Source organism: Exiguobacterium sp. s11 (genome assembly GCF_018619015.1).
Taxonomy (GTDB): Bacteria; Bacillota; Bacilli; order Exiguobacteriales; family Exiguobacteriaceae; genus Exiguobacterium_A; species Exiguobacterium_A indicum.
This window is the reverse complement of sequence record NZ_JACSNF010000002.1, coordinates 269,117-282,643: the sequence shown is the minus strand read 5'-3', so window position 1 is coordinate 282,643 and position 13,527 is coordinate 269,117. Positions and strand designations below refer to the sequence as shown.

The 13,527-nt window shown below is 48.5% G+C and carries 13 protein-coding genes and 1 riboswitch; of the genes, 6 read left to right on the top strand and 7 right to left on the bottom strand.

Annotated features, from left to right (window positions below; all coding sequences use genetic code 11):
* Positions 1-5: 5 nt before the first annotated feature.
* Together KNQ12_RS09080 and tenA are read right to left on the bottom strand one after the other, a co-directional pair.
* Positions 6-302, bottom strand: coding sequence for a hypothetical protein (locus KNQ12_RS09080; protein WP_214747655.1), 297 nt, complete (start codon positions 300-302; stop codon positions 6-8).
* A 51-nt stretch (positions 303-353) separates the two neighbouring features.
* The gene (tenA, locus tag KNQ12_RS09075; protein WP_035398260.1) at positions 354-1,049 is read right to left on the bottom strand and encodes a thiaminase II; all 696 of its coding nucleotides are present in this window, start codon (positions 1,047-1,049) and stop codon (positions 354-356) included.
* 74 nt (positions 1,050-1,123) lie between these two features.
* Positions 1,124-1,230: riboswitch (TPP riboswitch) on the bottom strand.
* Positions 1,231-1,423: 193 nt separating this feature from the next.
* On the opposite strand from tenA, the gene KNQ12_RS09070 reads away from it, so the two are divergent.
* The 6 genes from KNQ12_RS09070 to KNQ12_RS09045 all read left to right on the top strand — a co-directional run bounded on the left by KNQ12_RS09070 (position 1,424) and on the right by KNQ12_RS09045 (position 8,935).
* Entirely contained in the window at positions 1,424-2,305 is an 882-nt protein-coding gene (locus KNQ12_RS09070) for a DUF1002 domain-containing protein (RefSeq protein ID WP_214747652.1), read from the top strand.
* 279 nt (positions 2,306-2,584) lie between these two features.
* The gene (abc-f, locus tag KNQ12_RS09065) at positions 2,585-4,438 is read left to right on the top strand and encodes a ribosomal protection-like ABC-F family protein (RefSeq protein ID WP_251137745.1); all 1,854 of its coding nucleotides are present in this window, start codon (positions 2,585-2,587) and stop codon (positions 4,436-4,438) included.
* A gap of 67 nt (positions 4,439-4,505) precedes the next feature.
* A complete protein-coding gene (locus tag KNQ12_RS09060; RefSeq protein WP_214747644.1) occupies positions 4,506-5,399 on the top strand; it encodes a diacylglycerol/lipid kinase family protein in 894 nt (297 codons plus the stop codon).
* Positions 5,400-5,641: 242 nt separating this feature from the next.
* Complete coding sequence (locus KNQ12_RS09055) at positions 5,642-6,358, top strand: M23 family metallopeptidase (protein ID WP_023467606.1); 717 nt, start codon at positions 5,642-5,644, stop codon at positions 6,356-6,358.
* Between the two features lie 116 nt (positions 6,359-6,474).
* Entirely contained in the window at positions 6,475-8,448 is a 1,974-nt protein-coding gene (locus tag KNQ12_RS09050; RefSeq protein ID WP_214747642.1) for a penicillin-binding transpeptidase domain-containing protein, read from the top strand.
* A gap of 16 nt (positions 8,449-8,464) precedes the next feature.
* On the top strand, positions 8,465-8,935 hold the full coding sequence (locus KNQ12_RS09045) for a GNAT family N-acetyltransferase (protein WP_214775438.1): 471 nt from the start codon (positions 8,465-8,467) through the stop codon (positions 8,933-8,935).
* Positions 8,936-9,199: 264 nt separating this feature from the next.
* On the opposite strand, the gene trpA is transcribed toward KNQ12_RS09045, so the two are convergent.
* The 5 genes from trpA to trpD are packed head-to-tail and all read right to left on the bottom strand — an operon-like array spanning position 9,200 to position 13,521.
* The gene (gene trpA / locus KNQ12_RS09040; RefSeq protein ID WP_047390833.1) at positions 9,200-9,982 is read right to left on the bottom strand and encodes a tryptophan synthase subunit alpha; all 783 of its coding nucleotides are present in this window, start codon (positions 9,980-9,982) and stop codon (positions 9,200-9,202) included.
* The gene (trpB, locus tag KNQ12_RS09035) at positions 9,982-11,178 is read right to left on the bottom strand and encodes a tryptophan synthase subunit beta (protein ID WP_023467602.1); all 1,197 of its coding nucleotides are present in this window, start codon (positions 11,176-11,178) and stop codon (positions 9,982-9,984) included. The genes trpA and trpB overlap by 1 nt, the downstream gene beginning before the upstream one ends.
* Positions 11,175-11,744, bottom strand: a complete 570-nt coding sequence (locus KNQ12_RS09030; protein ID WP_214747636.1) for a phosphoribosylanthranilate isomerase — start codon at positions 11,742-11,744, stop codon at positions 11,175-11,177. The genes trpB and KNQ12_RS09030 overlap by 4 nt, the downstream gene beginning before the upstream one ends.
* Positions 11,741-12,508 (bottom strand): indole-3-glycerol phosphate synthase TrpC, encoded by a 768-nt coding sequence (gene trpC / locus KNQ12_RS09025; protein ID WP_058713633.1) that lies wholly within the window; start codon positions 12,506-12,508, stop codon positions 11,741-11,743. The genes KNQ12_RS09030 and trpC overlap by 4 nt, the downstream gene beginning before the upstream one ends.
* Positions 12,505-13,521, bottom strand: a complete 1,017-nt coding sequence (gene trpD / locus KNQ12_RS09020; RefSeq protein ID WP_214747633.1) for an anthranilate phosphoribosyltransferase — start codon at positions 13,519-13,521, stop codon at positions 12,505-12,507. Before trpD ends, trpC begins: the two co-directional genes overlap by 4 nt.
* Between the last annotated feature and the right edge of the window lie 6 nt (positions 13,522-13,527).

Here is a 13,527-nt window from a genome sequence, read left to right as displayed (position 1 = left end):
GCTCCTTAAAGGATGCCTCGGTCTTTTAGTGATTGATACGGATATTCAGCTTCTTCTTTCGCACGATGGTAGACGCGGTATAACCAATAAGTCAGTAGTGCATAGACGACGATGACAAGAACAGCAGAAATGTAGCTCCCCATGCTATACGCTACCTTAAAGTTACGTGTCGAAGCGGATATACCGGATAACACGATTAATATCGGAATGATGTATCCAAGAAATCTTACTTTGACTCTACCAAGCATTCGTTGTACAGCATATGCTGCACTGATCACAAGTGCGATCACGATGATTTCCATTCCAATCCCTACTCTCACTAAATGGTATTCCTAATTCTACCATCTAGTGATTCAAGAAGATACCGCTCGTGCTGGAATCGTTTCGTAAACTGACGCAAATGTCTCTTCCGTCCACCCCATGTGCCAGAAGAGTAACTCATAGTAACAACTCGTCACGAAATGACGTTTCATCCGCTCGCGTTCCGTCGGGCTCGCTTGCTCCGCCAGCGCATCAAGCCGTGCAATCTGTTCAAAGACGACCTTTTCAAACCATTCCGAGCTATACGTGTCGATCCATTGCTGATAGATTTTTTCTTCCGGAGTACACGTCAGTAATTGCTGTCCGACTTCATAATACAACCAGTAACATGGCAAGATGGCAGCAATCGTCTCACCGAGCGTTCCTTCACTCGCATGATGCATGTGCGAGACATACGCATATGCTGTCGGTGCCGGTTCAAATGCTTCAAGGTCTGCTGCCGTAATACCGAGCGGCTCAAAAAATGATTGATGTAAGCTCAACTCTGCCTCATAAGTCGAAGTCGCATGTTCGGCAAGTGTCGCGATCGTCGCGAAGTCGTCTGCTTTTGATGCTGCCTTCGCTTGAATCTTCGCAAAATGTTTTAAGTAATAGGCATCCTGCATGACGTAATGCCGAAATTTCGAGAGCGGTAACGTCCCCTCCCCGATTCCTTGTACGAATGGGTGCGTAAAACTACTATCCCAATACGCTTGTGCCGCTTGTTTGATTTCTTGTGTGAACGTCATGATCTCATCCTCCTCGTTTAGTTATGAAACGAAAAAACACCACCCCGAAACACACGGGCATGGCGCAAGAAGAACAAGACTTGACGCCACTTCCCTCCGTAAGTACGAACTTAATCAGGTTCAAAGGGTCCGAACGTCTTCGTTCGTCTCAGTCGGTCTACCGACTCCCCTAGTGGTCATTATTCGATTCAAATTCACTATAGCATGCTGAAAACGGAAGTCAAGTTGTCTCCTTTTCGCTATACTATGGAGTGTCAGAAGACGGATATCGTCTCCATCTGCAGACCGATTCCGAACAGACATCGTTCCCGTACACTAAATTTAGTACCTGATACTATAATTCATTCTGTTACTTACAATTGGAGGATTTCATTATGCATACACCAACAAAAATCATGGCATCAGCCGTTATCGCTTCTGCTTTATTACTCCCAACAGCCGCATCCGCCGAACAAGTCGTCGATAAGACGATCGTCACACTCGGGGAGTCGCTCGGCGCAAAAGATAAAGCATGGGTGCTTTCACGTCTCAATGCACCGGAAGGCATCACACCGATCATCGCCACTTCTGCTGACGAGGAAAAATATCTCGGGAAAAACATCCCACAGTCGCAAAAAGGCGGCAACATGTATTCGTCGGCTAAAATCGAACTGACGGAAAAAGGAGATGGACTCTCCGTCTCGACGGAAAACATCACATGGGTGACGAAGGATATGTATCTCAACGCTCTCGTCACAGCGGGTGTCAAAGATGCCGACATCACGATTACTTCCCCTTACAAGGTGACCGGGACATCGGCACTGACAGGAATAATGAAGGCGTACGATCAAACTTCCGCTGAAACCGGGATAAAGTTAAGTGACGAACGCAAGGATTTAGCACAGCAAGAATTATTGGTCACATCAGACGTTGGAAAAACGGTCGGCACGGATAAAGTCGCTGACTTGATGAATGAGATCAAGGCTGAGATCGCCAATCAAAAACCGGAAACCAAAGTCGAGATCGAAAACTTGATCGTCCAAGTCATTCAAAATAACAATATCCAGTTGTCTGACGCACAAATGGACCGGTTGACGAATCTATTCAATCAAATGGAGCAAGCGAACATCAACTGGGGACAAATCGAAAGTGGACTCAAAAATGCGGGACAAGACATCCATGCCTTCGCAACATCAGAAGAAACGAAAGGGTTTTTTGCTAAACTATTCGATGGACTCAGTGACTTCTTCAGTTCAATCGCAGGTGTGTTCAAATAATTCAGACTTCCGTAACTGACAAAAAAATAGTAAACTAGATGTATCTGAAACGAAAGGTGGTGTGAAAAGATGGACTTTGCCGCGTGCAAACACTGGTTGATGGAACAATTGTATCTGTTGCGCGCGATTTTTCATGGAATGGCGTTCTAAGGCACCCGTCTGCCCTTTTTTAGAACTTCATGATTGAAAAATACAGCAAAGCGCATCTTTCACACGATAGGGAGAGTGCTGTTTGCGCTCTCCTTTTTTTGATGCGCGCGAAAGGATCAACTTACTATGATGATTTGCGACATTCAACACCTGACCAAACAATTCGGAGGCGAGACAATTTTAACGGATGTTTCCCTCTTCTTAAACGAACACGACCGTGTCGGTCTGATTGGACGAAACGGGAGTGGTAAAACGACATTACTCCGCTTGCTTGCTCGCCTTGAGCAACCGGACGGTGGTGTCATCTATCAAAAGAGCGGTTTGACGATCGGCTATTTAGAACAACTTCCTGTATATAGTGAGACGATGACCGGACTCGACGTCCTTTGGACAGCGTTTGAAGACATCCTCGCGATCCGTTCTCGGATGCAACAGTTGGAGCAAATGATGGCGACAGCACCAGAGAATCTTGATGCGTTACTCGCACGATATGCGGAAGCGACGAATGCGTTCGAACAAAAGGATGGCTATCTACTCGACTCGAAGATCGAGCGCATGGTGAACGGGTTACACCTTCGTCCGTTACTCACTCGTCCTTTCCACCAGTTGAGCGGTGGTGAACAGACGAAGATTTGTCTCGGTCGCATGTTACTCATGGAGCCAAATCTACTCATTCTTGATGAACCGACGAACCATCTCGATTTAGCTGCCGTGGAATGGCTGGAGCAGTTCTTACGGGACTATACAGGGACCATCCTGCTCGTCTCTCACGACCGGGTCTTCTTAGACGCCGTCGTCACCTCGATCGTTGAACTCGAAGACGGTGAACTGACAGCCTATATAGGGAACTACAGCGCGTTCGTCGTCGAACGAGAACGTCGCTTGATGGAACAGTTCCACGCCTACCAAGAGCAACAGAAAAAAATAAAGAAAATGAAGGAAGCGATTCGTCGACTCCGGCAATGGGCAAACGAAGCATCTCCACCGAGTGAGAAATTATTCCGTAAAGCAAAATCGATGGAACGGGCACTCGAGCGGATCGAACGGATTAAACGACCACAACTCGAAGCCAAAACCGCTGACGTCTCTTTTTCTTCTACCGATCACTCGAGCCAAGTCGTCTTTCGCGCTGAAGAACTCTCGTTTTCTTACGGAACCCGCCACATTTTTGATAACGTTTCGTTCGAGATCATGGCACAGGATCGGATCGCGATCGTCGGAACGAATGGAAGCGGGAAATCGACGTTGCTCTCACTGCTGCTTGACGAATTATCACCAGACGCAGGCACACTCACGCGTGGACCATCGAATCGGATCGGTTTCCTGTCCCAGCATGCCCATTTCGAAGAGGACGCGCGGTTAATCGACTGGTTTAGAGACCGGATTGCCGTTCCAGAAGCGGAAGCCCGCCATATCCTTGCCCGGTTCCTGTTCTTTGGACCAACTGTCTTTCGGTCCATTTTGTCACTGAGCGGAGGCGAACGTGTGCGATTGCAACTCGCCGTCCTCGTTCATTCGTCGATTAACGTCTTGATTCTCGATGAGCCGACGAATCATTTAGATATTGAATCAAGAGAGACACTCGAAGAAGCACTCGAGAATTTTTCTGGTACATTGATTGCCGTCTCACATGATCGCTATTTCTTGAATCGTCTTTTCTCGAGAATCATTTGGCTTGACCGCCAAATTACTTCGTATGCTGGAAGCTATGCTTACGCAGTGGAGAAACGACAAGCCGTTCGTGCCACACCACCTCAAATAAATCATGAGAAGAAATCGAGTATTTCAAAGCGTTCGAATGCGCCTGCGAAAGAACAGTCCATCGATCAACAAATTGAAGAGCTAGAATTTCAAGTCGTACATCTTGATGCCATTCTCTCTCATGTATCCGAGGAAGAAGAATGGATGACGGTCGAGATGAAAAAAGAAGCATTGTTACAAAAAATTGAAGGTTTGTATGAGCGCTTAATTCTAGAAACTTGAACTAACATGATTAGTCCTCCTTTGACTCGGGAAAATAGGAACAGATACGTCAAAGGAGGAATCCATCTTGTCTCAAGCCATGTTGATCATCAACCCGTCTTCTGGAAAAGAACTCGGAAAAAAACACGCGACGCTCGCTGAAGAGACGCTTGCTACTCGCTTTGAAACCGTCGACGTCCGGTTTACGGAAAAAGAACACGATGCGACGGAATTCGCGCGTCATGCCGCCCAGTCTAATTACGACGCGGTCATCGCCATGGGAGGTGACGGAACGGTCAATGAAGTCATCACCGGAATCGCCGAGCAACCGCATCGGCCAACACTCGGGATCGTCCCACTCGGAACGGTCAATGACTTATCGCGCGCATTACACATCCCGACGGATCCCGAAGAGGCGATCCAGATTCTAGCTGATGCCCCTGCCCGACCGCTCGATATCGGTAAATATGATGACCATTACTTCATGAACGTCATCGCTGTTGGTCTGATTGCAGAAGCCGTTGAGGAGGTCAGTGTCGAACAAAAAACGTCACTCGGATCGGTCGCTTATTTCATTGAAGGTCTAAAAGCCTTCAAGGATCATAGTCCCTATCCGATTGAAATCCATTCCGCTGAGAAACAATTCGATGGAGAAGCACACTTGTTGATTATCGCCTTGACGAATTCCGTTGGTGGGTTCGAATCCTTTGCAGAAGACGCAAAGGTCGATGATGGACTGCTACATGGGTTCATCATTACGAAGCTTGGATTCTTTGATGCGCTCCAAGCATTACCTAAACTTATCACGGGTGGATTATCAAAAGCCGATCAAATCGAACACTTCACGACGACACGTGTCGAAATTCGCTCGAAAGAAGAACTGCCGATTAATGCCGATGGAGATACAGCAGGTCATGTTCCCGTGACTGTCGAGGTACTCCCGCAACATTTAACTGTGTTTTCACCCTCTTCCATTGAATAACAGTATAGGTTTCATAGAAAAAAGAACTGACTCTTCGTCAGTTCTTTTTTACTTATTAATCCATTACAATATATGTTAATAACGCATAATTTTGAAATACATTTGAAATATTTTTGTGTTATTGACGATGCTATAATCATCTCAGGCGAAAAATCATTCCCTAAAATAAATATACATAAAATCTTACAATTTTGTAATGATCAGTTCTGTCGCTTCAGATTTTTAAGGAGGAAATACACTCAATGAAACGTTTACTTACAACAATGACAATGACAGCTTTGGTAGTTTCAGGTTTTGCAACAACGAGTGCTTCGAAAGTTGAAGCTGCAACGACATATAAGGTAAAGGTCACAGCGGACGGGCTTCGTGTCCGTACAGGTCCATCAACGGCTTATAAAATCGTCGGTAGCGTCAATACAGGACAGACATTCAATTATCTCGGTGTTTCCGGTTCATGGACGAAAATTTCGTACGGCGGCGCATCACGCTATGTTTCTTCTACATATGTTAAAAAGTACAGTACGACGACTTCGTCAAAAGCAACGACTGGTTTCTCACGTCCAGCAAGTGGTCCAATCACGCAAGGATATGGTGCTGCGAGTGGCGTTTACGGTTATACGTTCCATAACGGCATCGATATCGGCGCTCCAACAGGCACACCTGTCTATGCATCGGCTGCCGGTAAAGTCATCACATCCCGTTATTACGGCGCATACGGAAATCATGTCATGATGACACATACGGTGAACGGTATCCAGTACACGACAGTATATGCACACTTGAACAGTCGCTCTGTCTCAGTCGGACAAACGATTGCTAAAGGATCGAAAATCGGTACGATTGGTGCGACAGGTAACGCATTCGGTGCGCATCTCCACTTCGAAATGCATCGTGGTCCATACGTCTACAGCGGAACGTCTGCTGCAAACAGTGTCAATCCACTCAATTACTTCAACTAAGCTTGATTCACCGGACTTCTCTCCATGAGAAGTCCGGTTTTGTGTTTCAGATGAAATCTCCTGACAGGAGTGGTACGGTATGATTATGAGTCTAATCCACAACGGAGGCGAAACCCATGAAACGAACGATCCCTCTTCTTTTATCAGCGACGTTTGGTGTGACGTTACTTGCCGGATGTCAAGATCAGCCGACACCTGAAGAACGTCTTGATGCCTACATCAAACTTTGGGAAAAACAAGATTACGATAAAATGTATACGTACGCGAGTACGGCTACTAAAAAAGAATATGGTAAAAAAGAATTCATCGACCGGACAAAACAGTTGTCGAAAACACTTGATATCAAAAAGTTATCCGTCGAGCGAAAAAAAGCAGAGGAAGCAACGGATGACGAAAAAGCGTCCCTTCCCGTACAAATCTCCTTTGATACGGTTGCAGGAGCCGTTGCTTATGATAAACAAGTCCCGTTAACATTCGAGAAACAAGGAGAAACGGAAAACTGGTTCATTGACTGGGACTCTTCGTTTGTTCTAAAAGACTTTAAGAAAGAAGATAAAGTTCAGTTACAAACCGTAGAAGGCAAACGCGGTGATTTACTTGATGCGAACGATAAACCGCTCGCGACCTCTGGTAAAGGATATGCTGTCGGCGCAACTGCAGGACAACTTAAAGATGTCGCACAAGTTGCCGAGTTGCTCGATCGCCCGACCTCATCGGTCGAAGATTCCTTAAAAGCAAGTTGGGTCAAGGACGGACAATTCGTTCCGCTCAAAACACTGACCGACGAAGCAACGGTTGCGAAATTGCGTGACATTCCAGGTATCAGCGTTAAAGAGACGGAAGTCCGAACATATCCACTCGGGAAGGCCGCTTCACACTTGATCGGTTATATCGGTTCGGCGACAGCAGACGAGATTAAAGAATCGAAAAATAAAATCCAAGCTGGCGAACAGATTGGGAAACGGGGTCTCGAACAAGTCCTTGATGATCGCTTACGCGGTAAAGCCGGAGCTTCGATCATTCTACAAAAGAAAGACGGATCAAGCGTCACCGTCGCTGAAACGAAACCGTCGGATGGTGAGGACATCCCGTTGACGATTGATGCTACGCTTCAGAAAAAGACGTATGACACGATGAAAGAAGATCCAGGAACGGCATCGGCAATCGATCCGCGGACTGGTGAGACACATGTCTTACTCAGCTCCCCTGGCTTTGATCCTTCTGAATTCATGTCAGGGATCTCGCAAGCGCGACTCGATGAATTGACGCAGGATCCGGATCAACCATTGTTGAACCGATTCACGAGTGCTTTCGCACCCGGTTCGACTCAAAAACCCCTAACGGCCGCGGTTGGTTTAAAGAGTGGAACACTCGACCCGGAAAAAGCCTATACAATCAATGGACTGAAAAATAAGATCGATGGTTTTAACGTCACGCGGATTCACGAGACGCCAGCACCCGTTAATCTGCACAATGCGCTCGTTTATTCAGACAACATCTATTTCGCCCGCTCCACACTCGAACAGGTCGGAACGAAGGCGTTCACGTCTGGACTTGAAGCCCTCGGCTACGGAGAGAAGCTACCGTTTGCGTATCCGTTACGCGCTTCTCAAATCTCAAACGACGGGACGATTGCTTCAGATGGACAGCTGATGGATACGTCCTACGGACAAGGACAGATGCTGACGAACATTCTACATCTAGCGTCGATGTATGAAATTTTCCTGACTGACGGAACAATCTATCGTCCGACCCTTTTACAAGAGGAAAAAACGAAGCAAGTCTTTAAAAAGGATCTGCTGGATGCAAAAGACGCGAAGATGATTCGCGATGATCTTTATGACGTTGTCCATAACGGTTATACGCTCCCGGCCGATATCAAGGAAGTCGATGTTGCCGGTAAGACCGGTACGGCAGAATTGAAAAAGGCAGGCGAAACCGATGGAAAAGAGAATGGCTTCTTCGTCGGTTACGATAACGACAAAAAAGATCTTCTCGTTGCCATCATGATTGAATCGGTCGAAAAAGAAGATCGTGGTAGTCCGTATGTATCGGGACTCGTCGCCGAAGTACTCAAACAAAATCGATGACCGGAGTGATTACTTGATGATTCGCACGAGCCGTACTTCAGACCTCCCTGTCCTGCTTGCACTGACGGCAGAGACGTTCGAGCATCATAAACGATTATCGCCTCACTTTCATCCAGATGTAACGACACCGTACACGCTGGAGTCTTTAAGTCAGATGGTGGAAGCAGAACAACACCTCTGTCTGACAGCGCTTGACGGAGATACACTCGTTGGTTACTTGTTCGGCAAGTGGACTGCGCCAGCAGCCAATCGATTCACGCCTGTCCGGATCTTGAACATCACTGACGTCGGTGTCACCTCATCCCATCGTTCATTCGGAATTGGTCGCCAGTTGATGCAGGCGGCAGAAGAACTCGCGCTCGAGCGAGGTGTTGCTGCGGTTCGATTGAACGTCTGGGCGGTCAACGACCGTGCCGCAACGTTTTATGAGGAACTCGGATTCGAACCACTGTATACCAACTTGCAGAAGTCGCTCGTTCAACAGTGACATCTATATGAAAAAGAAGCTGACTCAAAAAAAGAATGACGCGTCTTTTCACACCCTTTCCTCAGGCGAGACACAAGCCATCTTTCCTGCTTCATTCAAGCAGAAAAGCGGGTCTTGTTCGTCTCTAACAGCGCATAAATGCGCCTGTTCCTGTAAGAGTGGTGTGTGACGCGTCATTCTTTTTGTTACGAGATAAGGGTGGCAAATCATCATTCTGCCACCCTTATCTTTGTAGAGACTGACTTTTGAGTCAGGTCCTTTTTATTAATGCGACGGCGTCGCCGCAAGACGTGCTGCCATCAACTGTTGAATTGTTTCTCGATCGTTCTGATGGAGTAAATCGACGATTTTACTGCCGACGATGACCCCCGAGACTGGTCTGCTCAGTTGTTTGACATGTTCCGGTGTACTAATCCCGAATCCGGCAAGTACAGGTACTGGACTGTTTGCTGCGACGTTCGCTAAGTGGTCTTCAAGCGCTGTATCAAACGTCGTCTGTCCACCTGTCGTTCCGTTGACCGTGACCGCATAGAGGAATCCTTCACTTTTATCGGCAATCTTTTGAATCCGCTCCATCGGACTCGTCAAGGAGACGAGCTGGACGAGCGCGATGTCCGACTTATCTTCTTGTTCGAAGAACTGTTCGCTCTGCTCAAGCGGCAAATCAGGAATAATCAGTCCGTCGACCCCGACTTCGCGACATGTCGCTAGAAACGCCGTTAATCCGTAGCGGAAAATCGGATTCAAGTACGTCATCAAGACGACCGGAACATCGACGGTCTGACGAGCAACGCGAACTGCCTCGAGGACATCCTTCAGTCCAACGTTCGCTTCTAGTGCCCGAAGTCCCGCTTCTTGAATGACTGGACCGTCAGCGACAGGATCCGAAAACGGGACACCGACTTCAATCGCTGTCGCTCCGGATTCAGCGAGAAACGACAGGATTTCCGGGAGTTGATCGATTCCTCCATCTCCCCCCATGACATACGGAATGAAGGCTTTCTCCCCTTTGCTCGTAACGGTACGAATGGCTGTCTCTAATCGCATCATGCTTCCCCCTTTAGTGCGTTTCTGACAGTGACGACGTCTTTGTCGCCCCGTCCTGATAAGCAGATGACGAGAATTTCTTCTTTGTCCATCTCTGCCGCGAGTTGAGTCGCGTAGGCAATCGCGTGTGCCGACTCAAGTGCCGGGATGATTCCCTCCTTGCGGCTCAACAGCTGAAGTGCTTCGAGTGCTTGTTCATCGGTCACCGCTTCATACTGGACGCGACCGATATCTTTTAGCAAGCTATGCTCCGGTCCGACACCCGGGTAATCGAGTCCAGCTGAGATCGAGTGCGCTTCTTGTACTTGACCATGCGCATCCTGTAAGAGATACATCATCGAGCCATGCAAGACACCGACCTCTCCTTTTGTCATCGTCGCTGCGTGTTTCTCTGTGTCGATTCCACTGCCTGCTGCTTCAATGCCATACAATTTTACATCTGTATCATCGATGAAAGGATGGAACATCCCGATCGCGTTACTGCCACCGCCAACACAAGCGACGATCGCCTCTGGCAGACGACCTTCTTTTTCGATGATTTGACGTCGTGTCTCTTTTCCGATGACTGCTTGGAAATCACGGACGAGTTGTGGGAATGGGTGTGGTCCGAGAACAGAACCCATCAAGTAATGCGTATCTTCGACATGTTTGACCCAGTAGCGGAGTGCTTCATTGACGGCATCTTTGAGTGTCCGACTGCCTTGTGTGACTGGGATGACGGTTGCTCCAAGTAACTCCATCCGGAAGACGTTCAATTCTTGACGACGGACGTCCTCTTCTCCCATGAAGATGACACATTCGAGATCGAGTAAGGCACAGACCGTCGCTGTCGCGACACCGTGTTGTCCTGCCCCTGTCTCAGCAACGATTTTTCGTTTCCCCATCCGTTCAGCCAGTAACGCTTGACCGATCGTATTGTTGATTTTATGGGCACCAGTATGGTTCAAGTCTTCTCGTTTCAAGTAGATCTTTGCGCCACCGATCGTTTGCGTCAAATGTTCGGCAAAATAAAGTGGTGTTTCACGTCCGACGTATTCTTTCAATAACTCGTCCATTCGCGCTTGAAACGCTGGATCTTCTTTTACCGTTGCGTAAGCTTCTTCGAGTTCGATCACCGCGTGCATCAATGTTTCCGGGATGTAGCGTCCTCCGTATTTACCGTATTGTCCGAGTGTATCTGGTTGTGCGTAGCTCATACTTCTCTCTCCTTTACGGCATCTGCGAATGCCTGCATTTTGATGGGATCTTTCCGTCCATCCGTCTCGATGCCACTTGAGACATCGACGGCGAACGGGTGATATCGTTTGATTGCTTCTCCGACGTTTCCTGCTGTCAAGCCACCGGCAATGAACAGTGGTCGATCGGCTTGAATGTCTCGTGACCAGTCGAATGTCTCGCCACTTCCAGCAACCGGTGCGTCAACGAGCAAATAATCCGTCTGTTGCTCTACTTGTCCGATGTCCGTCACCGGAATCGCTTGAATGACGGGAACTGGTAACTCTCCGTCCGGAATGACACCATGAATTTGGACGAGATCTAGCGCGACTTGTTCGACCGCGTCGGTCACCTGCTGGTAAGTCGGGGAGACGAAGACACCGACGACTTGGACCGTTTTTGGAATGTCGCGTCTGAGACGAGCCGCCTCTTCTAGCGTGACCTGTCGTTTGCTTTTAGCAAAGACGAAGCCGATGTAGTCCGCTAAGCGAACTGCCGCTTCGACATGTTCTCTTTCCCGGAGACCACAGAACTTAATCCGTGTCATACGCGAACGCCACTCACTTCTCGGATGAAGACTTGCGGATCGTCTGCCCGCATCAACGTCTCGCCGACGAGGATCCCGTCTGCACCGGCAGCGTGTAATCGCTGTGCTTCCTCGACCGTCTTGATGCCACTCTCACTGATATACCGGACGTCCGGTTGTTTTTGTTCGAGTAATCCGACCGATGTCTGTAAATCAACTTCGAACTTTTTCAAGTTCCGGTTGTTGATGCCAATGATTTGCGCACCAATCGCCTCTGCTCGGCGTAACTCCTCTTCGTCATGGACTTCGACCAAGACCTCAAGTCCTTCTGCGTAAGCATACGCATACAAGTCAGCAAGCGTCTCCTGCTCGAGAGCGGCGACGATTAAGAGAATCAACCGTGCCCCATGTGCTTTTGCCCGGTCGATTTGAATCCGATCAATCATGAAGTCCTTACAAAGCACCGGGATGTCGACTGCTGCAGCGACTGCCGCTAAATCGTCCATCGACCCTTTGAAGTACGTCTCGTCCGTCAAGACGGAGATGACGGTCGCCCCACTCGCTTCATATTGTTTTGCCTGAGCGACGACATCGACGTCGAGTGCGATTGCCCCTTTTGATGGCGACGCTCGTTTGATTTCCGCGATGACGGATAAATCCGCTCCCGCTAGTCGTTGCTTAATCGACGGCTTCAATGCCTCCCGACTGATCCGTTCGACCCCGTTTAATTTTAATTGCAGGACTTCCGCTCGTTTCGTTTCGATGATGCGATCTAAGATATTCATCCGATTGCTTCCTCCCGTGTCATTTGTCGTAATTGGTTCAATCGTTCCATCGCCCGTCCTGAGTCGATGCTATCTGCTGCTAAGGCGATTCCTTCTTCAATCGTCTTCGCTCGATTTGCTGCAAAGAGGGCAATTCCGGCATTGAGTAGGACCGTGTCGCGATAAGCGCCATGCTCACCATTAAGGACTTGCAATAAAATCGTCGCATTCTCTTGTGCACTACCTCCGCGGATCGCTTCAAGCGGTGCGGTCTTCAGTCCAACTTCCTCCGGATGAAGATTGAAGCGGATCAGTTCGCCTTCGTCGAGTAAGACGAGTTGGTTCGTTCCGGCAAGGGACGCTTCATCCATTCCATTCGCGCCGTGCAAGACGATTGCCCGCTTCCGTCCGAGTCGATGTAATGTCAACGCCATCGTCTCAAGCATATCCTCCCGGTAAATTCCTAATAGTTGTGTCTTGAGCGGGACCGGATTCGTCAACGGCCCGATCAAGTTAAAGATCGTTGGAATCCGCAGATCGCGTCGGACCTTCATGATTTGCTTGACGCGTGGGTGCATCCGTTGCGCAAACAAGAAGGCGATTCCGTTCGACTCGAGCTGTTCTGCTAAACGTTCCGGTGTCGCATCGAGCGAAACCCCGAGTGCTTCAAGCACATCAGCGCTGCCCGTTTTACTCGAGACACTCCGATTCCCGTGCTTCGCGACTTTCATGCCGGCACCTGCCAGAACGAAGGCAGCTGTCGTACTGATGTTGAACGATTGTGAGCCGTCGCCTCCAGTGCCGCAGTTATCCATGAAATCGCCGGTGACCGGAATGTCGAGGGCGACCTCGTGCATGATCGAAGCAAGACCGGCTAATTCTTCTGCAGTCTCCCCTTTTGCTTTCAATGCGACGAGAAAAGCGGCAATTTCGCTATCGGTCACGTCTTCCGCAAACAGTTCGCGTGCTGCCTGTTGCATTTCTTCATATCGTAAATGTTTTGCTTCTGCTAATTTCAATAACGTCTCTTTCATCGTTCG